This window comes from Nocardia jiangsuensis, from assembly GCF_042650385.1.
In the GTDB taxonomy this organism is placed as follows: domain Bacteria; phylum Actinomycetota; class Actinomycetes; order Mycobacteriales; family Mycobacteriaceae; genus Nocardia; species Nocardia jiangsuensis.
Genome location: NZ_JBHSAX010000005.1, coordinates 231,770 through 254,241, shown reverse-complemented (window position 1 = coordinate 254,241; position 22,472 = coordinate 231,770). Strand labels below are relative to the sequence as shown.

General features: G+C 64.9%; 19 protein-coding genes, 1 tRNA gene and 2 pseudogenes. 7 read left to right on the top strand and 15 right to left on the bottom strand.

Going from position 1 to position 22,472, the window contains the following annotated elements; genetic code table 11:
- Window positions 1-32: 32 nt before the first annotated feature.
- Window positions 33-332 carry an ADP-ribosylglycohydrolase family protein gene (locus ACFO0B_RS06385; RefSeq protein ID WP_378611354.1) on the bottom strand — a complete coding sequence of 100 codons (300 nt, stop codon included), beginning with the start codon at window positions 330-332 and terminating at the stop codon, window positions 33-35.
- Window positions 333-356: 24 nt separating this feature from the next.
- Between ACFO0B_RS06385 and ACFO0B_RS06380 the strand changes: the two genes are divergently transcribed.
- Window positions 357-440, top strand: a tRNA-Leu gene (locus ACFO0B_RS06380).
- On the opposite strand, the gene ACFO0B_RS06375 is transcribed toward ACFO0B_RS06380, so the two are convergent.
- Together ACFO0B_RS06375 and ACFO0B_RS06370 are read right to left on the bottom strand one after the other, a co-directional pair.
- Window positions 422-1,228: a zinc ribbon domain-containing protein gene (locus ACFO0B_RS06375; RefSeq protein WP_378611353.1), complete on the bottom strand. Its 807-nt coding sequence runs from the start codon at window positions 1,226-1,228 to the stop codon at window positions 422-424. The genes ACFO0B_RS06380 and ACFO0B_RS06375 overlap by 19 nt on opposite strands.
- 220 nt (window positions 1,229-1,448) lie before the next feature.
- Window positions 1,449-3,362: a hypothetical protein gene (locus ACFO0B_RS06370; RefSeq protein ID WP_378611352.1), complete on the bottom strand. Its 1,914-nt coding sequence runs from the start codon at window positions 3,360-3,362 to the stop codon at window positions 1,449-1,451.
- A gap of 335 nt (window positions 3,363-3,697) precedes the next feature.
- Between ACFO0B_RS06370 and ACFO0B_RS06365 the strand changes: the two genes are divergently transcribed.
- Window positions 3,698-4,865 (top strand): IS3 family transposase gene (locus ACFO0B_RS06365; RefSeq protein WP_378611386.1). Its coding sequence is split into 2 segments (ribosomal slippage): window positions 3,698-3,972 and window positions 3,971-4,865, totalling 1,170 coding nucleotides; the frame shifts between segments, so codons are not numbered across the junction.
- 222 nt (window positions 4,866-5,087) lie between these two features.
- Here ACFO0B_RS06365 and ACFO0B_RS06360 read toward each other — a convergent pair.
- Window positions 5,088-5,240, bottom strand: a complete 153-nt coding sequence (locus tag ACFO0B_RS06360) for a hypothetical protein (protein ID WP_378611389.1) — start codon at window positions 5,238-5,240, stop codon at window positions 5,088-5,090.
- Window positions 5,241-5,268: 28 nt separating this feature from the next.
- Here ACFO0B_RS06360 and ACFO0B_RS06355 point away from each other — a divergent pair.
- Window positions 5,269-5,465: pseudogene (locus ACFO0B_RS06355) on the top strand (IS630 family transposase); the annotation flags it as partial.
- 18 nt (window positions 5,466-5,483) lie between these two features.
- Here the strand turns inward: ACFO0B_RS06355 and ACFO0B_RS06350 are convergent.
- The gene (locus ACFO0B_RS06350; protein WP_378611351.1) at window positions 5,484-6,530 is read right to left on the bottom strand and encodes an alpha/beta hydrolase; all 1,047 of its coding nucleotides are present in this window, start codon (window positions 6,528-6,530) and stop codon (window positions 5,484-5,486) included.
- An 866-nt stretch (window positions 6,531-7,396) separates the two neighbouring features.
- Between ACFO0B_RS06350 and ACFO0B_RS06345 the strand changes: the two are divergent.
- A pseudogene (locus ACFO0B_RS06345) lies at window positions 7,397-8,029 on the top strand (IS110 family transposase); the annotation flags it as partial.
- Between the two features lie 1,160 nt (window positions 8,030-9,189).
- The gene (locus tag ACFO0B_RS06340) at window positions 9,190-9,675 is read left to right on the top strand and encodes a hypothetical protein (RefSeq protein WP_378611350.1); all 486 of its coding nucleotides are present in this window, start codon (window positions 9,190-9,192) and stop codon (window positions 9,673-9,675) included.
- A 483-nt stretch (window positions 9,676-10,158) separates the two neighbouring features.
- On the opposite strand, the gene ACFO0B_RS06335 is transcribed toward ACFO0B_RS06340, so the two are convergent.
- Genes ACFO0B_RS06335 through ACFO0B_RS06290 form a run of 10 tightly spaced genes read right to left on the bottom strand, consistent with a single transcriptional unit; the run spans window position 10,159 to window position 19,815 of the window.
- Window positions 10,159-11,016, bottom strand: a complete 858-nt coding sequence (locus tag ACFO0B_RS06335) for an LLM class flavin-dependent oxidoreductase (protein ID WP_378611349.1) — start codon at window positions 11,014-11,016, stop codon at window positions 10,159-10,161.
- Window positions 11,017-11,054: 38 nt separating this feature from the next.
- Window positions 11,055-11,822, bottom strand: coding sequence for an SDR family NAD(P)-dependent oxidoreductase (locus tag ACFO0B_RS06330; RefSeq protein ID WP_378611348.1), 768 nt, complete (start codon window positions 11,820-11,822; stop codon window positions 11,055-11,057).
- Window positions 11,819-12,706, bottom strand: a complete 888-nt coding sequence (locus ACFO0B_RS06325) for a sulfurtransferase (protein WP_378611347.1) — start codon at window positions 12,704-12,706, stop codon at window positions 11,819-11,821. Before ACFO0B_RS06325 ends, ACFO0B_RS06330 begins: the two co-directional genes overlap by 4 nt.
- Window positions 12,703-13,875 carry an MFS transporter gene (locus tag ACFO0B_RS06320; protein WP_378611346.1) on the bottom strand — a complete coding sequence of 391 codons (1,173 nt, stop codon included), beginning with the start codon at window positions 13,873-13,875 and terminating at the stop codon, window positions 12,703-12,705. The genes ACFO0B_RS06325 and ACFO0B_RS06320 overlap by 4 nt, the downstream gene beginning before the upstream one ends.
- A 49-nt stretch (window positions 13,876-13,924) precedes the next feature.
- Window positions 13,925-14,443 (bottom strand): cupin domain-containing protein, encoded by a 519-nt coding sequence (locus tag ACFO0B_RS06315; RefSeq protein ID WP_378611345.1) that lies wholly within the window; start codon window positions 14,441-14,443, stop codon window positions 13,925-13,927.
- 1 nt (window position 14,444) lies between these two features.
- On the bottom strand, window positions 14,445-15,665 hold the full coding sequence (locus ACFO0B_RS06310; RefSeq protein WP_378611344.1) for a styrene monooxygenase/indole monooxygenase family protein: 1,221 nt from the start codon (window positions 15,663-15,665) through the stop codon (window positions 14,445-14,447).
- The gene (locus ACFO0B_RS06305; RefSeq protein WP_378611343.1) at window positions 15,662-16,804 is read right to left on the bottom strand and encodes an LLM class flavin-dependent oxidoreductase; all 1,143 of its coding nucleotides are present in this window, start codon (window positions 16,802-16,804) and stop codon (window positions 15,662-15,664) included. The genes ACFO0B_RS06310 and ACFO0B_RS06305 overlap by 4 nt, the downstream gene beginning before the upstream one ends.
- Complete coding sequence (locus ACFO0B_RS06300) at window positions 16,801-18,045, bottom strand: styrene monooxygenase/indole monooxygenase family protein (RefSeq protein ID WP_378611342.1); 1,245 nt, start codon at window positions 18,043-18,045, stop codon at window positions 16,801-16,803. Before ACFO0B_RS06300 ends, ACFO0B_RS06305 begins: the two co-directional genes overlap by 4 nt.
- A gap of 1 nt (window position 18,046) precedes the next feature.
- Window positions 18,047-18,829, bottom strand: coding sequence for a TauD/TfdA dioxygenase family protein (locus tag ACFO0B_RS06295; RefSeq protein ID WP_378611341.1), 783 nt, complete (start codon window positions 18,827-18,829; stop codon window positions 18,047-18,049).
- Complete coding sequence (locus ACFO0B_RS06290; protein WP_378611340.1) at window positions 18,826-19,815, bottom strand: L-tyrosine/L-tryptophan isonitrile synthase family protein; 990 nt, start codon at window positions 19,813-19,815, stop codon at window positions 18,826-18,828. Before ACFO0B_RS06290 ends, ACFO0B_RS06295 begins: the two co-directional genes overlap by 4 nt.
- Window positions 19,816-20,026: 211 nt before the next feature.
- Here ACFO0B_RS06290 and ACFO0B_RS06285 point away from each other — a divergent pair, with 211 nt between their 5' ends.
- Together ACFO0B_RS06285 and ACFO0B_RS06280 are read left to right on the top strand one after the other, a co-directional pair.
- Complete coding sequence (locus ACFO0B_RS06285) at window positions 20,027-21,019, top strand: LysR family transcriptional regulator (protein ID WP_378611339.1); 993 nt, start codon at window positions 20,027-20,029, stop codon at window positions 21,017-21,019.
- Window positions 21,020-21,054: 35 nt separating this feature from the next.
- The gene (locus ACFO0B_RS06280; RefSeq protein WP_378611338.1) at window positions 21,055-22,089 is read left to right on the top strand and encodes an HAD-IIA family hydrolase; all 1,035 of its coding nucleotides are present in this window, start codon (window positions 21,055-21,057) and stop codon (window positions 22,087-22,089) included.
- Window positions 22,090-22,472: the final 383 nt, after the last annotated feature.

Here is a 22,472-nt window from a genome sequence, read left to right as displayed (position 1 = left end):
TCGCGTCGCGGGAAACCGTCTCCCTACCGACCTTAGCGGCGGTCGCGGCGGGCAGTCCGGCAGTTGGCCCGCGCCGTCGTCACGAAGACGGTGTGACCGCACCGCTCAGTCCCCGAACGGATACCTCGCGCCGAGCGCGGCCCGATCACGCAGGAAGAAGTTCGTCCCGCACCGGTAGCGATCTCCGCCAGATCCCAGAACTCGATCGGTGCGCCGAGGGCGTCACCCGCCGCTCTGCCCAGCAGAGATCCCCGCACCCGATCACTGCTCGGCACCTCGGTCACAAGCCGATCATTCCAGGTCGAAGAGCGATTTGGTCCCCGCCGACACATCCGATAATCTTGCTGGGCACACCGGTCCGGGTGGCGGAATGGCAGACGCGCTAGCTTGAGGTGCTAGTGCCCGTATAGGGCGTGGGGGTTCAAGTCCCCCTCCGGACACGTTCAGTAACCACACAGGGCGAAATCGAAATCGTCGCCCTGTGGTGTTGGTGCTGGTAGAGGACTTCCAACTCGAATGCCCTGTACAGGGCTTCTTTGTCTTCCGGCTCTCCTTCTCGCAGCACGGTGCGGATGTCGCCGAGTGACTCGATCAGCTTGCGGATCTCTGTCGCGGTCAGCGTGACCGGCTTGGGTATCTGCTGGAGTTCGGGTTCCAGGGTGGCCTTCTCGGCGTGGGCTTTGCTCATTGCCGTGACCAGGCTGTGCGGGTTGACGCCGGCCTCGATCGCGGCGAGATGGCGTTGGACGCTGATTTCGGCTGCATGGAGCCGTTGCTGGAGCTGTTCGCGGTGGACGTCGTTGGCATCGTGCTGGGAGGCCACGATGGTCGCGACGGTGGCGTCGAGGTTCTCGCGGTCGAACAGGGTAGCCAGCCAGCCATCGATCGCGGGCACCAAGCGGTCCTCGCGCAGATTCACGGTAGGCGGATGCTCGGCCGCCGCTGGGCTGGCGGGGGCGAGGTCTCTGGCACGGCATCGGTAGTAGATCACCTCGCGCACCGCCTGCGGTTGCATCCGGCGCTGGCATCCCGAGCAACGGATGCGACTGCGGAGCTGGTAGGCGCGCTTGCTCCGGGCGACACGCGGAGCCGCCTGTACTCGAGACTGGTTGACGCGGTGCCGGCGGGCGAGCTGGGCTTCGGTGAACTCGGCGACCGAGATGATCGCGGGGTGCGCCGGTGTGCGTGATCGCACGATGCGGTCCGGTGCGGAGCGCCGGAAACGCACCGTGGTACCGACGGCGACGTCGTCAGGATCGAGCAGCGCATCATCGTGCGCAGCGCGATCTGGAGCGTCAGAGTATGGGTCAGAGAGGTCGGGGCGCGAGTGTGGAGGCCGATGGCGCGGACTCGGTTGTGCGCCGCCCGCTCAGGGCGGTGCCGCCACGGTGTGGGGGTGACGAGCTCTCGCGCCCTCGGGCGGCGACGACCAAACTGACTATCCGATCTCATACCGCGCTGCCGACGACCGTGAACTCGTCGCACGAGGCGACCACATTGGACCGCGCGCTGGTCAGCAGCCGCTCCAGCAAGTAGAGCCGCAGGAGCTCGTTGGACGGAGAGGAACTATTCGAACGTCGGACACGCCAATAGCTCTGCTCGCTCACATGCGGCTGAATCACGACCACCTCGGTTCGATCGGTCGCGTCGCGCGCAGCGAGAACTTCCAAGAACTCACTACGGTCCGGCACGCGCTTGCCTTCGGTCCACGCGGCAGGCCGCGCGATGCGAGGCACCTGCAATCGTTTCGCAAGGAGGTCCGCATCGGCGTAGACCGAGTTCTTGACAGCTTGACTGACAACTACCTCATAGGGGACGACAGCGATACGCCGCAGCGGACTGACATTGTCGGTCGCTTTTACATGGATGAATGTAAGAACTCCATCATCAGCGATATGTAGGAAGTCGGCGACTTCGCCCGATCCGTCGTCACAGATCAGCCATCCGTCGCCGTAATGATTCAGCACCCAGGCGAACAGTGACGTGTCACCGTCCAGTCCGATGCTGTCGTGAATAGCTTGATCACCCCTGACATCCGGCTTCTCCCGGTCGATTCGATAGCCGCCGAAGTCCTCGAAACTCCAATTCGAGAAGCGTGCAGTCGTGATGGGTGCGGTATAAAATGTGTTGTTGACGAATGCGTGGCCGGACCTGTAGTAGACCGTGACCGAATCCCCACTGCTCAATGCGTCACGTACGGGGGTTACTCGCGAGATATCGCTGGGCGCGCCACGAATGCCGATGTCGAGGCGGAAGCGACCGTCGATTTCCACCGGTGTGACCCCAAGCGTGCCCCCGATCGAGCCATCGATACCCACTTCGAGCTGGAAAGCCGGCGAGCTCGGGTCGCCGACCACATCATGTATCGCATGCTGGATCAAATCGGCTTCGGCCGTGCGTGCGATGTCGGCCTGCGCGAGACTCGCGATTCCCTCCGGCGTGAAGACCGTGACCGCGTACGCGTCCCGCACCGCAGACGTATCCAGGGTCTCGCGGGCAAGGATCGGCAGCGAGGTCACGACCGTGGACCCCTCTGCCATCACCTTCCTGATCAGAGTCAACAATTCGGAGACTGCCCGGACATACTGACGGAAGGATGCGGTGCGCTCAGACGACCAGACCGCAGAATTTGCGGGTGTGGTTCCCACCTTACCCTTGAATGCAGTCCGCTCAGGACTGTCCTTGAGGTCCGCTCGCGCTGCACGTAGAGCAAACGATGAGTCGTGGGCGGGATCGAGTGCATCCCGCAGGTCCAGCCCGACGATATTCTTGGAGTCGGGCTTCGATGAACGGCGCCGATGAGTGCCCTGCAGCCACAGCCCCTTCACCTCCCCACTCAGTAGGGCCGCCTCAAGAACAGTAGCCGGTAGGCGCCTCCACTGCGGCCGTGGCGCCTTGCTCAGCCAGCGCTGCAGACGCTGGGTAGTGGCATCGTCGGCGTAGATTGCGACCAATCGTTCTTGCCGAAGCATCAGGACAAGCAGATGTTCGATGTCGCGGAGTCCCAACTCCTCGCTCGCCCAGCTCGGCGACGATTCGACCCTTCGCACAAATCCCGCCAATTCACTGAAGTCGTCTCCTATCAGGATGTCTCGGGGCACATCCGCATCCGGGACATCTGATCCCCACCTGATCGCCGCGACAGTCTCAACGGTGCGCCCCGCCCGCCGCCGCGGCATGGTTGAGACGAAAGTTTCCAAGATGGCGAACTGCGACACAACGTCATGTCCGGTGCATTCGAGTACAACCACCGACAGGTACGGGTGCAAGGAGTTGAGCGACAGCGGCTTCGCTGCATCCCGATCCGAGTCCGACACCCCACCCCTCCAGCAAATAGCCACCGTGAACAGAGCCGGCTTCATCCGCGACCCCCTCGAACGACCTGCCTATCGATCATGACAGTTGATCGGTAGCTACTGGTAGCCGAACCGCAGATTCCCTGCCATTAGAGTTCTCAACGAGGCCGGTTGGTTTTATAGAGACACTTCGAACTTTCAACTGGATTGTTCCGGCATCGGCGATTTACGTTGTCGCGCATCATATTCGGTCGCGGCAGCACATTGGGTTGCAGACGACGAGTCGCAGACAGTGATCGAACCTGCAGACGGGGCTGGTGCACGAACGGGTGACGGTGTGGTCTGCCCCACCTCCCGGGTTCCAACTCCGGTTGCTAACCGACAGCCTTCCCGAAAGGCTGATCTCCCTTCCACGCGCTTACCCCACCTTGTTCCGGACCAGAGCGATCGCATTGGTCCGGGCAGGCAAGCCCGCCAAGCAGACCGCGGTCGAGCTCGGCATCCACCCGGTCACGCCCTCGAAATGGCTGCGTCAGGACGATGTCGACCACGGCCTGCGCCCGGGCAAACCATCACAAGAATCGGCCGAACTGCGAGCGGCTCGGCGCCGGATCCGTGAATTGGAAACCGAGCTGGCGATCATCCGCCACGCCGCGAACTTCCTCGCCGAGAACATCTCCGGCCCAAAAGCGCCTCTACCCGGTGATCGACAGCCTCGTCGCAGCCGGAGCACCCGTCGACCGCTCCTGCCGCGTCCTGGGCGCCGCCCGCCAGAACTACTACAAGGCCAAACGCACCCCGACCTCGTCCCAGCAGCCGCGGCGCCAATGGCTCACCGGGCTTATCCGCGAGGTCCACGTCGCCACTCGCGGAACCTACGGCTACCGCAGGATCCACGCCGAACTGACCATGGCGATGGGCGTCGAAGTCTGCTCCCGCACTGTGTCGGTCCTGATGACGCCGGCCGGGATACGCGGGCTGCCGGCCTCTGCGAGAGTGAAGAATCTCCGGGGTGTGGTGACCGCGGGTGACCTGGTCAACCGCAAGTTCCATCGGCTGCGGCCCAACGAGTTGTGGGTTACCGACATCACGGTGCACCGCACGCGAGAAGGACGGGTCTATTGCGCCGCGGTGCTGGACGCCTACAGCCGCCGGATCGTGGGCTGGTCCATCGACTCCCGCCAGGACGCCACCCTGGTCGTCAACGCCCTGGATATGGCGATTCGAAACCGGAGGCCCGCAGCGGGTGGGATCGTGCACGCCGACCACGGAAGTCAGTTCACGTCCTGGGTTTTCGGTGACAAGACTCGCTCGGCCGGACTACTGCCCTCGTTCGGGACGGTCGGTGACGGACTCGACAACTCCATGATCGAATCGTTCTGGTCGTCGATGCAGATCGAGCTCCTCGACCGCAAGAAATGGAAGACCCGCCTCGAACTGGCCAACGCGATCTTCGACTACATCGAGATCTTCTACAACTGCCGACGCCGCCACTCCGCCCTCGGCTACCGCACCCCGATCGAGTACGAACTACTCTCCGAGAACACACCCGTTCCTGCTGTCGGTTAGCCACCGAGACTGGAACCTGGCAGTGGGGCAGACCACACCGTCACCTGTTCGTGCACCAGCCCCGTTGTCGTGGGGATGAGGAGGCAGGTGCCTGAGTTGACGGTGTCGGCGGCAACGTCGACGTAGGCGTACGCGTGATCGTGCCGGGTGCGCCGAGGCCGGTGCGGCGAACGCCAATGACCGTGGCGAAGCGGCGCCGCCGTTTCATCGAACACGGTCTCGTCAGCCGATGAACCGCGCCCGAACCGGCCACCGTCGATACTGCTGCACCGGTTCGAGCACTATCGCGTTGACACTCGAGCAGACCCCGCGCAGCGCCACCCACTGGTCACGGGCCTCCATGGCCGAGCGGGCCGGGCTGTCGAGATCGACCATCGGCCTGGATCGACGGATCCGCACTCTCCCCGATCCGCTGTTGGTGCAAAAGTGGTCGATTTCGTCGGGCTCTACCACAACCCGCCCGAGCGGGCCGTGGTGCTGTGCGTCGACGAGAAGTCCCAGATGCAGGCGCTGGACCGATCCCAGCCGGTGCTACCGATGATGCCGCTCATGCCTGAACGCCGCACCCACGACCACGCCCGCCACGGCACCACCAGCCTGGTCACTGATTACAACACGTCATCGCCGGATCCCGAGCGCTTCGAGCAGGATCGGCAGCGAGCGGTGAAAATTGTCGTGCCAGTACGGTGGGCTGTGGGTGCCGGGGGTCAAGTGGGTGGTCACGGTGGCGTTCGATGCCTGCAATCGGTCGGCGACCAGGCGGGTGCTCTCTCCCATGACCGCCTCGGTCAGATCGACCGTTCCGGCGGGAAAATCGGCGGCGAGCCTGTCGATTTCGGGGAAGAGGGGTTCGCGCAGCAGATTCGGGGGGTCGAATTCGCCGATGGTGCCGTCACCGCTGGATAGATAGAGAGGGATTCCCACGAGCTTGTCGGCCAGAAGGTAAGGGTCGTTGGCTGCCCATCGCGTGCGGTCGCGTACCGGGTCACCCCACAGCGCAAAGCCGTCGACACCGAGGAAGGCGGCCGCACCGAGGACCACCTCGGGTTGCCGGAGCGGGTGCAGCCAGCCGCTGTAGCTGGCGGCGGCGCCGAACACACCCGGCCGGAGGGCGGCGTACTTCAAGGCGCCGTAGCCCCCTTGCGAGATGCCCGCGATCGCCCGCTTCCGGCTCGCCCCGAAGTCGCGTTCGAGCAGCGGAATCATTTCGTCGAGGTGGAAGGACTCTACTCTCGGCCCGTCGGCGTCCCAGTCGGAATAGAACCCGAACATCGGCATTCCCGGAATCACTATCAGGGCGTCTCGGAGCTGCGCTACGCCGGCGATGTCGGTATCGGTGGTCCAGCTGGTGTGGTCGCCGTCGCCGCCGGGCAGTAGGTACAGCACCGGCCAGGTGCGCTCCGGTGTGCGGTCGTGCCAGCCGGTCGGGGTGAGCAGCCGAACCGCGGTGTCCTGCGCGAGGGCCTTCGACCGCACGGTGAGATCGACGGTGCGTTCGTCGAGGCGTTCCTGGGCGATCACCTCGATTCCGCCATCGTGGTCCGCACCCGGCCGCTCGACAACCGTCGGCGATGAGGTACACGCCGATACCACCGCGACAGCCACGGTCACTGCGGAGATCATTGCGCCGTGGATACACCGACGGCGGACCGTATCGAACAACATGACGTCGACGCTACGGTTCTGCCGAGTGCGCCCGCATCGGCAATCACCCCGACGCGGACCCCGAATTCGGGTGGAGCTGATCAGCCTTCGGGAACTCCCGGTGCTGATCGGGGAGATCGTCTTCACGCGCCGCTCGATGGGCGAGTGACACACTGTCCGGTGCTGCCACGGCCAGGCTGTAGCCACCTGTCGCGCAGTGCATCGAATGCGCGTTCCCGGTTGCGGGGGGCCGCGAAACTCCGCATGCGCAGTCGTGCGGTCCGGGTCGATCTCGTGCACCGCCACGTCCATCGCGATGAGCACGGCGGTGATGATGCGGATGCGCCCCGGTCAGGTATGCGGGAGGTCGCCCCGGGTGCCAGCAGCGCTTGCCGGCGCGAGATGAAGTCGAGTTCGCCGTGGCATTGCGTGACGGCCTGCTCGGTGTCGAAGCCTTCCTCGGTGCGAGCCCGGTGCAGCACAGCGTGCGCGATCGTGTCCGCGCTGTGACGAAGCCGTTGTGAGCCATGGGCCTCGATCGTCACTGCGATCATGCCGCGCCGGGGAGTGGATGCCTGCAGCGCATGCACCCGCACCCAGCTCCCCGGCGAGGAGGTCGACGCCCACCGCCACGACGAGCATCACATCATCGACACCGAGCTCCGGCGTGCTCTCCATCTCCCCCAGCACCGGCACCCGGGTGGTGTGACTCCTGAGGTTCCTGTCACCGGCGACTATCGCGGTTGACTCAGCGGGGGTGTCTCGGCCACCCGGCCCGCGTCCGCGGTGTGACCGAAGAGATGCATGACCTGTCACGACGAGGTTCTCGAAGTCGGATTGTCCGCCGCGGATCCCCAATCGGACTCCACGGAACGGAGCCCTCGCTCATGGTCGTCATCGGCGTCGATCCCACAGAAGCACCCATACCGCGACCGCGGTCGACCCGGCCACCAACGCCGATCGCGGCTCGGTCCGGATCGAAGCCACCCTCGCCGAATACCGGCGGCTGATCGCCTGGGCGGAGCGGTGGCCGCAGCGGCGGCGGGCGATGGAGAACGCCGACGGGCTCGGACGTCACCTCTCCCGCCGGCTGATCGCCCGCGGCGAGATCGTGCTGGACGTGCCGACCACCGCGACAGCGCGAGTCCGGGAATTGTCGCGCGGCGGCCGCCGCAAGAACGACCGGATCGACGCCGTCGCAGCCTGCGTCGCCGCGCTGCAGGGCGACGCACGTCCGGTCGTTTCCGACGAACACTGCGACGCCTTGCGAAATGCTCGACGAACGCCGGAACAATCTGTCTTCGAGCCGAACCCGCACGGTCAACCAGCTCCGCGCCCTGCTGCGTGAACCGCTCATCGGTGGTGCCGCGACCGGGTTGAGCGCGAATACCGCCGCGGCGGTGCTGCGCGGGTTCCGGGCCCGGACCCTGTCGGATCGTGTCCGTGTCGATCTGTGCAAGGACCTGGTCGCCGACGTCCGCCGCCTGGACCGTCAGCTCACGGTCAACCAGGCCGAGATCGGTGCCCTGCCGACATGCCCACCGCCACCGAGGCCGGTCTCTGCTGCCGGACTATACCCAGATTATGTTGCTGTGCTTCGGGTTTCGTATATCTGTCGAGCGGGCGGTTCGGCGGGAAGCTGGTGGTGGTTCTGCCAGGTGAGTACACCGTGTGGGGTGGATCGCATGACCGGTAGTTGCTCGTAGGCTCGCGGAGCGGACAGAACACCGGTGCGCCATCGCCGTGACCATACGGGCCGGTGCACCCGTATCGGGCGAAGCATGTCGACATCCGCCGCCCACAGGGTCTCGGTGTGGCCGTGGTGCAGAGATGAACCGCCTCGCGGGCTGCGCCTTGGGCAAATGCCGTGTGCCGGTTGTGCAAGCGACCACACCGCTCCCGCGACAGATCCGCCGCACCGATCTCGATTCCCTGCCCACCCCGCAACCCAGACGCAGGAGATACACAATGACCACCACGAACTCGGCCCGCAACTCGCCACCGGGCACGAGCCGACCCGATACCGGTTCGCCGACGGATCACCTGCTCACAGGTGCGCGTCCCCGGGCATCCTGAGGACCCTCATCTTCGCCACCCTGCGCGAACGAGCCCTCGCCGAACCGGCGGAGTGCAAGTGCGGATGCACGACCGGTCAGGCAATTCCTCGTACATCCTCGGCTCACCAGGGCATGACCCCCTCCCGTAAACGCACCTCGGCTCGAATACAGCCCAGATTACGTCAATTCCATCCAGAAAGAATCGAATTGAATGGGAGGTCGGCCAGAATCCGGACTCCGGGCCCGATATCAGGGCAGGCTCGGACCACACCACAGTAGCCGATTCGTTAGCACCGATCCTGCTGAAAAGATGCACAAGTCAACGCATACTGGTTCCGCACGCACGCTCTCTCACTGCGAGATGCTCGAAGCGAACACCACACTCACCCAGAACCCTGTTCTCTCGGGCGCATGCAGCGAATCGAGCCGATATCCGGGTCGTCGCGGAGTACGCGAGTCGAGCGATCACGCGCCGGCATGTCGGTGCCACCGTGTCCATCACGCCCACATGGTGGCGGATGGCGCCACAATCCTGCCCGTCACAAAAACCCCGGCTGGTCCCGCCCGCGCCTGCACCACCTGACCGAGCCGAAGGGTCACAACACGCAGAAGGAGCAATCGCCATGGCAAATCCACTTCCGAAACTGGTGAAGTACTTCAGTCTCGACGGCGGCCGGAGGCAGGTCTCCGCCCTCGTCGACTCGGGCCGCCAGATCGAACTGATGAAGTTCGTTATCGACCTCGACGGCAACCTCTACGACGACTGGTTCCAGTTGCCGAGCGCTTCGGCTCTCGACCAGGTCATCGCGAAGACGAAGAAGGATCTGGGCGGGGTCGTATACGACCTGCCCGTCAATTCGGGAACCCAGGAAACCACGTTCGATCCGTACCTGGTGGCCTACTTCAGCGCCGGTGGCGCCCGGATGCAGCTCTCCGCGTTCGTCGACGTGCGCACCAAGTTCAACCTCATCGGCTTCATCCACGACCTCGACGGCAGGCAGTACGACGACTGGTACCAACTGCCGGACCCGTCGGATGTCGACCAGCTCGCGAAGAAGACCGTCAGCGACCTGGGTGGACTCGTCTACGACCTCCGGCTCAGGAACTGAGCAGAAAGCCCAGGCCGTTCACACTGCCGTCGGAATCGGTGAACAGGGCAGGGAGAACAGCCATGCTCTACGGGGCGAGCCGCTCCGAGAGCGGCGCCGTCGCGGCGGAGGAGACCCGTTCGAATGAGCGATACGATTCGCCGCGGCGGCGCCGCCTGTACTCCGATCACCAGAGCCGAAACTTCCCGTCTCTCTCGGCCGCGTCGGCAGCAGCGCACCGGCCGACAGCGCTCCACCGATCCGAGGACGATGGAGCATCCTCGGGTGCCCTACTGGCATTGTGAAAGACCGGAGAACCTCCGCCGGTACCGCGGGCGTTGTCCCGGTGTCCGCCGAGCGGCGATCTTGGACGAGTGACCTACACCCGGTAACCGTGCCGACGCGATTTTGCGACCAGGCGCGCGCACGGGGCCCAGACTGGTATGGGACTGCTGCACGGATCCACGGCCGAAGTTCCCAGGGCTGGAACGACAGTCGTCGCCGTCAGCCACGAGTTCGGCGTTCGGGCAGCACCTCCCGCGCGACGCGTTCGAACTCGTCGAGGCATGAAGGGGCCGGCCAGTCCAGGACGAAATCCGTTATCCCTATCCCACCGAAACGGTCGAAGATCTCCTCGTAGCTGTGCCGACCCCAGCGCGGATCCCACGGCCCGAAGATCGTGTACGACCGGCGGACCATCGCCGGATCGCGACCTGCGGCTTCGGCGAGGTGGTCGATTCTGTGGGTCTGCTCCGCCGTAGCCTGCAGGGTCTGGATATCGGAGGCCCCGGGCGGACCATGGGTGTTCCACACGTCTGCGGTCGCTGCCGCCACCCGAAGGACCGTGGGTGACTGACCTCCCACGATGAGCGGCAACCTGGGTGACTGCCACGAACCGGGGGCGGTGGGAACATCGCTCACCCAGAGCTCGTCTCCGGTGTAGCTGAACATCTCCTCCCGCGCGTACAGCAAGCCATCGACGATCGCCACATAGTCGGTGAACCGCCGCATCCGCTGCCCGGGCGACCAAGGATGTTCGCCGACGCTGTGGTGGTCCCACGCGAACAGCCCAGCGCCCAGCCCTAGTTCGAAGCGACCGTGGGAGGCGTGGTCGATAGTGATGGCTTGTCGGGCCAGCTGCGACGGTGGGCGCAGGATCTGATTCGCCACAAGCATGCCGAGGCGGATTCGTCGGGTGCTCACCGCCGCGGCGGCCAGCACCGACCAGCTGTCGAACCACTGTCCGTTTCGATCCCGTAGATCGCCGCTGTGGTCGGGCAGGAAGACCTGATCGAACCCCAGCTCGTCGAGCCAACGGATTCGTTCGAGCAGAAGGGGAATAGTCTGGTCGGGATACAGCATGACTCCGAACCGGCACCCGTGCCGGGACGGGGTGCCTGTCACTGGGCGGTCCAGCCGCCGTCCATCACCAGCACCGAGCCGGTGAAGAATCCCGCTTCCTCCGTCGCGAGGTAGGCGACCGACGAGGCCGCTTCCTCGGCAGTGGCGATACGGCCCAGTGGATGCAGGGAACGGAACATCGCCGCAGTGTTCTCGTCGGCTCCGACCGAGGACCGGTACATCGGCGTATCCACCGACGCGAACGCCACCGCGTTGATCCGGATATTCTGGGTGGCATACTCGAGGGCCGCGGCCTTCGTCAGCCCGATCACGCCGTGTTTGCCGGCGACGTATGCGCTGATACCTGCGCCGAATCCCACGACGCCCAGCTGTGAGGCGTTGTTGATGATGACACCGCCGCCGCGGCGCTGCATGGCCATGATCTCGTGGCGCATCGACAGGAAGGTACTGGTCAGCACGGTGTTCACGTCGGCAGTCCACGTGCTGGGATTTTGCTCGGCGACACGTCCCATCGTGCCGAGTGAGCCGGCGTTGTTGAACGCGATGTCCAGCCCGCCGAATTGGTCCACCGCAGTGGCGACGGCGTTTTCGAGATCGCTGTCGACTGTGACATCGGTAGCGACGCTGACGGCCTTGCCGCCGAGTTCGGCGATCTCCGCGCAAACCCGGTCCAGCTGGTCGATTCGCCGGGCCGCCAGCAGGACACCGGCTCCGCGCGCGGCAAGGATCTTCGCCGCGGCCTCACCGATACCTGAATTGGCCCCAGTCACCAGCGCGACCTTGCCGTGGAGATTGCCTACAGTCACCGGCTTCCCTTCTGTGTCGAGCGTTCGACCGGGACGCCGAGCAACGATCCGTACTCGGCCCACGATCCGTCGTAGTTCTTGATGTCGTCGTAGCCGAGTAATTCCCGGAGTACGAACCAGGTATGGGCTGATCGAGCACCAACCCAGCAGTAGGTGATCACGCCGGCCTCGACGTCGAGCCCGGCGAACTGTGCGGTCAGTTCGTCGTCGGATTTGAAGGTGTCGTCGGGATTCACGACCGCGTCCCACGGCAGATTGACCGCTCCCGGAATGTGGCCCGACCGTTGGGCGACCTCGTACGGGCTGTTGCCCGGCGCGAAGGCGGGTCCAGCGAAGGCGGGCGCCAAAAGCAGGCCGCTGTACTCCTCCGGGGTTCGGACGTCGACGATGCTCGCCGCACCGATCGCGGCGAGGACCTCGTCGCGCCCGGCACGCACCGACGGGTCCGGCGCAGGCACGTGGTAGACCGCCGGGTCAGGTGCGAGGGTATCCGTGGACAGTGGACGCTTGTCCAGCATCCACTTGCGGCGACCGCCGTCGAGCAGTTTCACCGACCGGTGGCCGTAGTAGGTGAAATACCAATAGACCAGTGCTGCCAGCAGATTTGATGCAACGGAATAGATGACCACCGTGTCGTCGTTGCTGATCCCTTTCGCGGACAGCAAATCTGCGAACTTGTGCGGCTCGATCAAGCCCAGCGTCGGATCATCCTGGAACTCCGACCAACCGATCCATACCGCGCCCGGCACGTGGCCGTGCAGATAGTCCGCCTGCTCGTTGCCGGTTTCGATGAACACCAGACCGGGGGTACCGAGATTGTCCTCGGCCCAACTGCCGCTCACCAGCGCGGCTGCGCGTGCGCCGGCCTTCGATGATTGCCTCATGCCACGGCCGCTTTCGTATCGTCGACCTCGGCAGCAAGGCGATCGCGGTACCACGCCACCCCGCTCAGGGCAATTCCGGCGACGGTGACAGCCGCCGCGACCAGATACACCGATCGCAGGCCACTGCTGTCGATGACCCGTCCACCCAGCCAGCCCGCGAAGGCGGCCGCGAGCTGGTAGGCCGACGCATTCACCGCCATGGCCAGTGTCGGCGCGGCCGCTGCGGTACTCAGCACCCGTGACTGCATCCCGGGGATCACCGAGAAGCCCAGTGCGCCGAGGACGAACACCATCACCGCGATGAGCAAGACGTTTGCGCTGACCAGCCACATGACAGAGAGCGCTGCGGTCAACAAGGTCAGCAACCCGATCTGCGATGGCATCAGAGCCCGGTCCGACAGGCGGCCACCGATGAGATTGCCCACGGTCGCCCCGACACCGTAGACCAGCAGCCAGCCGGCGACCGAGCCACTGGTGAAACCGCTGACATCGGTCAGCAGCGGCGAGAAGTAGGTGAACACCATCAGCACGCCGGCATTGGCGATCGCGGTGATCGCGATCGCCAACTGCACATCACGACTGCGGAATACCCGCATCTCGGCCACTGCGGACCCGCCTGCGTTCGCCACGGCGGGCACCAGCCGGATCACCAGCAGCAATCCGAGCGCGCAGACTACGGCTACCGCGGCGAAGGTGGCACGCCATCCGTACTGGGAACCGATGAAGGTGCCCAGTGGCGCGCCCAGGATCATCGCCATGTTCATGCCGAAGACCAGCTTCGACACCGTCGAGGCCTGTTTACCTTCCGGTGCTGTCGAGACCGCGGTGACGATCGCGTTGGCGAAGAAGGTCGAGGTCACCAGCGCGGTGAGAACCCGGGCCGCGAACAGGGCCTCGTAGGCGGGCGCGAGAGCCGATGCGATATTGCCGAGGACTGCGACCATCAGCAGCGTCACCATCAGGGGCTTGCGGGGAAACCGCGTGGTGAGCGCGGTCAGTGTCGGCCCACCGACGATCATTCCGATGGCGTAGGCCGTGACAAGGAGTCCCGCGGCCGGAATGGACACATCCAGGTCTGCGGAGACGTCGGGCAGGATCCCCGCGATGACGAACTCGCCGGTGGTGATTCCGAAGACGCACAATACAAGTGATGCGAGACTCAACCGCATAGTTCTCTCTCTGTCCGAGGGGGAATTGGTCGATGGGCAAGGACCGGCGCTAGGGCATCGGCGCAGGACCGGCGTAGCTGTAGCCGTAGGTGGTACCGAGCGCGATGATGTGGTCGAGATCGGGGCCGATTCCCTCGGTCGGCGTCCGGGCCGCGTGCGCCGCAGGCATCTCGGCCGCGAGGAACAGGTCGAACTGGGGTTTGTTGCCCAGCTCCGGCGTCGAGTGAATGGTGAGGAACCTGACCTCGTCCGAGATCGCGACGAATCCGTGCGCGATCATCCGCGGGATGACCATCGTCGTCCCGGCCTCGGCGAGCTGCTCCTTGCCGTCACAGACCATGCGCAGCGCACCATCGAGCACAATGAACACCTCGTCCTCGATGTGGTGATAGTGCAACGGCGTGTTGTATCCGCGCTTTCCGGTGTGCTCGACCACTGTGAAGGAGTCCCGGGTCGTCTTACCCGGAACTCGGATCTGCGCGAGTCCGCCGAGCAGGGAAACCGCGGTCTGCTCGGCCTCGGGGATCAGAATCCCTTTGTCGTCGATCTCGATGTCCAAGTCGGTCATGTCACTCCTCGATGAATTCAGCAAGGAACGACTCGGTTCCCTGCGGGCCGGCCAAGCTCTGCCACATCGCGACCGGGTCGTTGAAGTTGTTGATGAACGCTTCGGCGATCCGTTTGTCCTCGGCGGCCTTCGCCAACAGCGCGGTCGTGTGCGCGGGCGCAGGCCCGAGAAACGCCGCACTCCAGTCCACAACGTTGCGGGCATGAACCCAGAGCTGCTCTGAGGCGGCGCGGCAGAACGCCTCGTCGTAGGGGCCCGCTCGGGCCACGATCAGGTCGGCGAGCGCAAACGCCGTATGCGATCCGAGATTCGCGCCCTGCGCGGTAAGCGGGTCGTTGGTGATCCACGCGTCACCGATCGCGATGGCGCACTTACCGTTCGGCAGGCATGCCCAGCCGTGGCGGACCGTCGGCGTCACGCTGCCCTGGGCCAACTCGCCGGGTCCGATGAGCGCGAAGTCACGGCCGTCGACCCGCTCTCGCAGTCCGGGCGCGAACTCGCCGAGTAGGACGAGAACGTCGCGGTAGAACCTCTCGGGTTCGACAGCGGGATCGACCCGGGAGATCGGCTCGAGCGGTCCGCCGGGAACAGCTTCGAACGCCAGCACATCAGCGCGTCCCTGTGGTGTCAGAAACGGGATGCGGAAGATCTCCCCGATGCCGGGGATCAGGCACAGGTCCAGCGATTGTGGTGTGTCCTCGCTGATTCCGCGGTACAAACCACTGCACAGGATCCGCTGGGGAGCATCGAACACCGAGCGTGACGCGTCACGCGGGAACAACTCCCGCATCGAGCGATCCCCGTTGGCCACCACCACCAGCTCGTGCTGCTCGGCCACGTCGGTGATCAATCGCGCTCCGACGACGACCTCTCCGCCACGCTCGGTGAACCTGGCGCACAGGTGTGGCAGGTAGAGCCGGAAGTCCACGACGCTCGACGGTGGGCGCAGCTCCCCGTGAAATGCCAGTGTGCGAGCACCTGTTCCGAGGGTTACATCCCAGCGGCGTACCTGGGCGTCGGGGGTGTCCCAGTCGAAGATCCCGAGCTGGCGCTCTCGTTGCTGGGTGGGCCCGAATCGGGCTGGGAAGTTGCGAGGTCGCCCGGTGGCGAGCTGATCGAGATCGTGTGCGGAGTAGACCACGACCCCGATCCCGAGCTGTTGGAGCCGCAGGGCGAGCTGCAGCCCGGAGATCCCCGTTCCGACCACGCCGACGGTGCTCATACCGCGATCTCTCCCATCTGTACGGGTGCACGCAGTTCACGCGCCAGCCAAGCCACCGACTCGAGGGTGAACGCCGCGGCCTCCGGCGAAGCCATAGCCGAGACCGGGATCAGCATCGGGTGTTGCAGACCTGCCTCGACCAGCTCGCCGATTCGGTCGAGCACGGTCTGCCTGCTCCCGACGAGTACCTGATCCGCCACGACCCGGTCCGGGATCACCGCCATCGCCCGCTGTACGTCCTCGCGTGTCAGCGTGTGCGGCAACAGATCCTTGAGCCCCTGGTAATCAGCGCCGAAGGGGTGCTCGGCACCGTGCGCGGCCCACGCGTCGGCACCGGCGTGCAGAGCGAGAAACCGGATGGGGGTGCAGTCCAACAGCGCATGGGCTGCCTCGTCGGTTTCGGCGACCACGATCGGTACCCCGCCGGAGGCGACAATCGCCGCCGGATCCCGGCCTGCGGCCTCGGCCGACTGCCGCACGACCCGCAATCGGCGCGTGTACTCGACTGGCTTCATGAGTTCGGCCGGCAGCCATCCATCCGCGTATCTGCCGGTCAGATCGAGCATCCGGTCACGGCTGGCGCCGACCCACAGCCGCGGCTCCCGACCTTCCGGAGCCCGCAGACCCATCAATGCTTGATCCAGGGTGAAGTGTTTGCCTCGGAAATCGTGCGGGCCTGTCCCTCCGAGCAGCATGCGCAGGATCTGCAGCGCCTCCTCCACCCGGTCGACTCGGCGATCGTGCGGTAATCCGTAGGGTTGGAGGTTCTCCAAGGCGCCTGCTCCGATGCCGAGTACCGGTGCGCGCTCGGTGAACTGCGCCAGCGTCAATGCCGTCTGCGCCAGAATCGCGGGGTGCCGTCGATTCGGGTCGGTGACACCGACCATCAGCTGGACCGGCCCCGCTAGCGGCGCGAAGTTGCCCAGCACCGTGGCGAAGTCGAGGCATTGATCCGGTGTCGGCGCATGGGACGCCGAATAGGTGAAGTCCGTACCCCATGCCTGGCTGGGGAAGGCATTGATCAAGTGGTCGAAGACCAGGAAGGCATCCAGCCCGTGCGCGCAAGCCAGCTCGAGCAAGCCACGACCGCTGTCAACGGATCCTACAGCGTCCCAGACCAATCCGACCTGCACGGTCACTGCTCGCTCCTCGTCGACTGAGCCGCTTCGATGAATGCCGCGGTGCGCTCGGGCATGCTGATGCTGTGCCACATCGCTCGCGGATCGTCCAGATTCGCGATGAACGCGTCGGCGACGCGCTGGTCGTCGGATGCGGCGGTGAGAAGTGAGAGGACCTGTGGCGCGGGAGCACCGAGAAACATGTTCGTCCAGTCGACGACCGGTTGCGCCGTGGCCCACAACTGTTCGGAGAGCGCCATACAGAAGTTCGCGTCGTAGACTCCCCGGTGCGATGCCAGTGCTTGCGCGACCTGAAACGCCTGCGCGGAACCGAGATTGGCTCCCTGCGCGGTGAGCGGGTCGTTCACGATCCACGCGTCGCCGATCGCCAGGGCATGCCGGCCTTCGCCCATCTGGGCCCACCCGCGGCGGACTGTGGGCACCAGCGCGCCCTGCATGATATCAATCGGCCGGGTCAGACCGAACTCTCTGTCATCGACGCGCTCACGTAGTGACGGCGCATGGCTGGTGACGAGATCGAGTACCGCCTTCGCGAACAGCTCGGGATCGTGGCGATGCTCAGGCCCGGTCACCGTTCGAAACGCTCCACCGGGCACCGCCTCGATCAGCACAGCTGTGACGCGGCCGTCGAAGGAATGGAAGGTCGGTGCGTGGATCTCACCGACCCCCGGGACCATGTTCATACTCATGCCGGGCGGTTCCGGCGGGGCGATGCCCCGAAACAGACCGCCCGCAAGAACTCTCGGCGCTGCCCTGAATGGGGAACGCGCCGGATCACGGGCGAAAACCTCCTGCAGCTCACCCCGCCCCGCCGCGACGATCAGCAGGTCGTGGCGCGCGGCGAGGTCGGCGAGATCCCGGCCGTCCGCCGGTCGGCTCTGCACAACGGCTCCGCCGCGCTCGGTCACCGCCTCCAGCAACCCGGCCAGATACAACCGGAAGTCGACCGAACTGGCCGGTCGCGGCAACGCACCCCGAAGGACCAGCGAATGCTCCCCCTCGATTCGCATGTGCATCCATGGGTTGTCGAACTCGCTCGACGACCATTCGGTGATGCCGAGCGAATTTTCACGCTCCCGGGTAGATCCGAAACGGGTGACAAAGTTCAGCGGCGGGCCGCTTCGGATCTCGTCGGGATCCTGGCCTGTGTACAGGGTGGATTCGATTCCGAGTTGTTGCAGCCTGAGCGCCAGATGCAGACCTGATATGCCTGCCCCGACAATTCCAATCGACGTACCCATATCAAATCACTTCGACACGTTGCAGGTGCCGATTCGTCGGCCCCCTGAACGCGTTTCGTCCGTGCACGAGCGAGAAATTGTCCGCGATGAGGATGTCGCCTTTGTGCCAGGCGTGGTCGTAGCAGTATTCGCGGCGGTGCAGGCGCTCGGACAGCTCCTTCACGAACAGCTCCTGCGTGCCCTTCTCGACACCGTGCGCGGTGACCGAGACCGGGTTGCGGTAGACGTTCGGATCCAGCGGTTCCGCGAAACGAAGTACGGGAAGACCTGTCCCCGGGTGCTGTGAGACAAGCTGCTCGGTGACCTCTCCCCCGTAATGTGCCAGCTTTTCCGTCGAGTAAGTGAGGCTGATCCCCGACCACAATTCTCGAGTCGCGTCGTCGACATCTCGATACACGGCTGTGGTGTCGCAGAACACGGTCTCACCACCGGCCTCCGGAGTAGCATCCAGACACTGGAAGAAGAACCATCGTGGGTCGGCGTCGACGAAGGCGCCGTCCCAATGAAACGGCACATCGCCGCTCGCGAAGAGATAGTTCTTCGGATCGTCCTGCACGACCAGGTCGACGACTTCGCCTACCTCCCATTCGAGAACTTCGCCCCATAGCCGGCAGTAGTCGGCGAATACCTGTGTGTCCAGCAACGAGAAGCCGCGCAGCACCAGCACACGGGATTCCACGACCCATCGGGCCAAGGTGTCGACCGGGATGTCGGAGATCTGTGCATCACCAGACGCCTCGACCACGCGACCGAATGGTCGCAGAGGATTGTGTGAGAGCTTCATGCCGAAATTTCCTCCCTGGAATCCGCAGCGATCTGCGGAGCGACGAAATGACTCGGGCGGTTGTGCCGCGAGACCATGGTCGCCCCGAGTTCTTCTGCTTCCCAACGCTTTACGAGTCTGCGACGAACGCCGTCGTCGAGCACGACACCGTGCCACGGGGTGAGCCAACTGTCACCCGTCCCCACCAGATGCAGTCCGAACTTCTCCGAATGCGGCGGCTGCGGATGAATCGACAACCGAACCGCATCGGGGAAGTGCTCCGACACCACACGGCTCCATGCATTACTGCGCCGAATGGTCTGATAGGCGCTTGCCTTCGATTGATTACGTATCTTCGTTCGCGATACATCAGCTTCGCACGTACTCATCGCATCCTCGAACATGAACCGATGGATACCGTCGAAGAGCGCGCGCGTAGCCGCGTCGGTTCGAACGCTTTCCTTCAATTCCGCGAGCGAGTCGGAGTAGTCACACTCGAGCACGTCGCGTAGCTTCGGATAGTCCTGGCTGCCGAAAGCATCGTCCAACCCGAACATGTCCAGCGACATCCATCCCGCCGTCGCGACAAGCTTCTCGATTTCATCGCGATACTCGGTCACAAGAATGTCGGACACGCCGACCACGTCACCGAATACGTGACCATCCGAACAGATAGTGATGCGCGCGCCCGGCGAATAGAAGTGGCCGACGTAGTCGCACAGTGACTGCAGGAATCCGAGTGCGATGTTCTCCCCGAGATCAGGAGTTGAGCCCAGTACCTTGTTCCGGTTCGGCGACTTCGCCGGAAAGGCTGGTATCACAAAATGAATGGATTCGTTTCGACGGACGAAGTGATCGATCTTGGATTTGCGATTCTCGTAGGCTTCGGCGATGCGATCCGTCGTTGTGGGAACTCCCTCGCCCGACTGATGGACACGCTGATATCGATGTAGAAATTCCAGAACTTTGCGCGGAATGTCGGTCTCCACAGACATGGCAGCAGCCACTCTCCAAACTCGAAATCCCCCCCAGCACGCCGGGAGATACCACTGATTCTCGGTCCCCGTTGACCCGCTTCGAACCGCCTACGGCACAGCCTGCGATCGATCCGGCGGTCGGTCGGCATCCGAAGATGTCCGACTTCCGTATCAACAGCCTGCCAGGCGGGCACACCGACCAGCAATGGCGCAACGATTAGAATCGGTGTAATTTGATAACGTGTCGATTATTGATCAATCCGAACTCCGCCTGGCAAGCATCGACGATCCGACCGCTCATCAGCTGCGACTGCTGCTGACCCTCGCCGAGGAGCTTCACTTCGGGCGCGCCGCCCGTCGGCTGTATCTGACCCAACCCGCGCTCAGCCAGCAGATCCGCTCGCTCGAGGAACGCCTCGGCGTCGCGCTGTTCCATCGTTCCAGCCGCCGGGTCGAGCTGACCGCCGCGGGGCGCGCGGTGCTGCCCGCAGCCCGCAGCGTGGTGGATGCAGCCGATGAGCTGCGCAATATCGCCCGTCGCATGACCTCTGGATCCGAACGTCTTCGGCTCGGGGTGTGCGAGAGCTTCACCGCGCTGGATTCCACCCGCGCCATCATCGCGGCGCTGACCGAACTGCACCCCGATCTCGGTCCCGACGTTCGAGTGCTGGATCGATTCAGCGATCAACTCGTGGCCTTGCAATCTGGTGAGATCGATGCGGCCTTCGCCCATTTTCCGGTGCCCGACGATTTGCACTGCGAACCACTCGCTGTCGAACCACGTCTGGCGTGCATCGCCGGCTCCGATCCGCTGACCGAGCGCTCCTCGCTGGAGCTGGCCGATCTCGCCGAGCACCGGGTGATCAGCCTGGTGTCGCCGACCTTCCGAGCGGGCTACGACTTCTGGTCGGTGAATCCGCGCCCGGACGGCTCCCAGGTCCGCTATGCCGCACACCCGGGTTCGAGTTTCGAGTCGCTGCTGTCCACCGTCTCGCTCGGAGGCACGGTCGCCTTCGTTCCAGCAGTCGCCGCCGACCTCTACCCTCGACCCGACCTGCGCTACCTCGACGTCGAAGACCTCACCGAATGCACGTTCGGCATCGCCTGGCACCCGGGCAACCCGGTTCCGGCGAAGTTGGGCATTCTGCACGAGGTCGTCAACGCCTATCGACGAGGTGGCCACCCTCGGGGCGACACACCCGAGCAGGTGAGGGCAGCCGCGGGAACGACATGAAATGTTGAGGGACAGAGCTTTCGATGGGGGAATTCATGTCACAGGAGCAGCAGCCGGCCGGGACGAGGTTGCCGTTGGCGCAGCGCTTCGCGAGTGCCCTGATCGATCTCGACGGAGTCGTCTATCACGGCACAACGCCCGTGGACGGCGCCGTGGATGCCTTGGCCGCGGCCCGTTCGGCCGGGCTGCGGACCTTGTACCTGACCAACAACGCCTCCCGCACCCCGTGCGAGGTCGCCGCGCTGGTCACCGGGCTCGGGCTGCCCACCGCTGAGGGAGACGTCGTGACCTCCGCCCACGCCGCGGCGGCGTTGGCGGCTCGGCGCATGCCCGGGGCACGAGTACTGATGGTGGGCGGCGTCGCCATGAAGACGGCGCTGTGGGAACACGGCCTGATTCCGATCCACAAGGCCGACGACGACCCCGATCTCGTCGTCCAGGGCTTCGCACCCGATGTCGATTGGCGCCAGCTGGCCGAGGCGGCGTACGCGGTCGGCCGCGGGGTTCCGTGGATCGTCACCAACAGCGATATCGCGGTTCCCCGTGAAGGCGGAATCGCGCCAGGCAACGGCGCATTGGCCGAAGCGGTCCGGTTGGCCACCGGGGCAACTCCTGATTTTGCGGGCAAGCCCTACGAGCCGATCTACCAGGAGGCTCTGTCGCGCACCAGCGGCCCCCACTTGGTGATCGGCGACTCCCTGGAGACCGATATCGCCGGCGGCAATCGAATGGGGTTGCCCAGCCTGCTCGTCCTGACGGGAATTACGACCCTCCGTGACCTGCTGATCGCTCCGCCCCCTCATCGCCCTACCTTCCTCGGGCTCGATCTGCAGGAGCTATTTCACATCAGAGAATCTGTCATCCACGACGGGTCTCGATGGCTGTGTGCCGGGTGGACGGTATCGGCATCGGATCATGGCCTGACTCTGCGGCCACCGAGCAGCACCGTGCCGACCCGAACGCAACTGCTGGACGCTGCTCGCGCTCTCTGCCATGCCGCCTGGACCCGGCCGGACCTCGAGACGAGCCAGGCGCTGGCTACGTGGCAGGATTGGTCCCGCCTGCACTGATCTCCGACCCACCGTGCCCACTGAACGCGACGCATCGGACCGACGTGGGCCCAGTGGCGGCTTCGTGAACCTCGAGGTGGACGAGTTCGTCGGCCGCACCGAACGCCGAGCCGATTCCATCGAGCCCTGCTCAGCCCGGCCTGCTCGATGCTCTGCCTACGCCCGCTCATACCGAACCGATCAATCGGATTCGTTTCGCCCGGCGCAGGCCGCGACTTCCCGAACGAAGTGCCCAGCTGGTCGTGATCGGCAGCAGGCGGCTCGACCGGTACCACGGTGGTGCGGCGCGCGCACTGCCCGGCGCTCATCGCCCACCCGCGCCGAAGGAGGGTCTTCCGGGCCGTCGGGGCCCTGTTCGCGAGGACCAAAGCCCCCGCAGAACC

Excerpts from the sequence above, each read along its gene's own strand:
- ACFO0B_RS06385 (WP_378611354.1), bottom strand. The coding sequence starts at position 332 with ATGTGTCGGCGGGGACCAAATCGCTCTTCGACCTGGAATGATCGGCTT.
- ACFO0B_RS06370 (WP_378611352.1), bottom strand. The coding sequence starts at position 3,362 with ATGAAGCCGGCTCTGTTCACGGTGGCTATTTGCTGGAGGGGTGGGGTG.
- ACFO0B_RS06360 (WP_378611389.1), bottom strand. The coding sequence starts at position 5,240 with ATGGTCGATCTCGACAGCCCGGCCCGCTCGGCCATGGAGGCCCGTGAC.
- ACFO0B_RS06350 (WP_378611351.1), bottom strand. The coding sequence starts at position 6,530 with ATGTTGTTCGATACGGTCCGCCGTCGGTGTATCCACGGCGCAATGATC.
- ACFO0B_RS06340 (WP_378611350.1), top strand. The coding sequence starts at position 9,190 with ATGGCAAATCCACTTCCGAAACTGGTGAAGTACTTCAGTCTCGACGGC.
- ACFO0B_RS06335 (WP_378611349.1), bottom strand. The coding sequence starts at position 11,016 with ATGCTGTATCCCGACCAGACTATTCCCCTTCTGCTCGAACGAATCCGT.
- ACFO0B_RS06325 (WP_378611347.1), bottom strand. The coding sequence starts at position 12,706 with ATGAGGCAATCATCGAAGGCCGGCGCACGCGCAGCCGCGCTGGTGAGC.
- ACFO0B_RS06320 (WP_378611346.1), bottom strand. The coding sequence starts at position 13,875 with ATGCGGTTGAGTCTCGCATCACTTGTATTGTGCGTCTTCGGAATCACC.
- ACFO0B_RS06315 (WP_378611345.1), bottom strand. The coding sequence starts at position 14,443 with ATGACCGACTTGGACATCGAGATCGACGACAAAGGGATTCTGATCCCC.
- ACFO0B_RS06310 (WP_378611344.1), bottom strand. The coding sequence starts at position 15,665 with ATGAGCACCGTCGGCGTGGTCGGAACGGGGATCTCCGGGCTGCAGCTC.
- ACFO0B_RS06300 (WP_378611342.1), bottom strand. The coding sequence starts at position 18,045 with ATGGGTACGTCGATTGGAATTGTCGGGGCAGGCATATCAGGTCTGCAT.
- ACFO0B_RS06295 (WP_378611341.1), bottom strand. The coding sequence starts at position 18,829 with ATGAAGCTCTCACACAATCCTCTGCGACCATTCGGTCGCGTGGTCGAG.
- ACFO0B_RS06280 (WP_378611338.1), top strand. The coding sequence starts at position 21,055 with ATGTCACAGGAGCAGCAGCCGGCCGGGACGAGGTTGCCGTTGGCGCAG.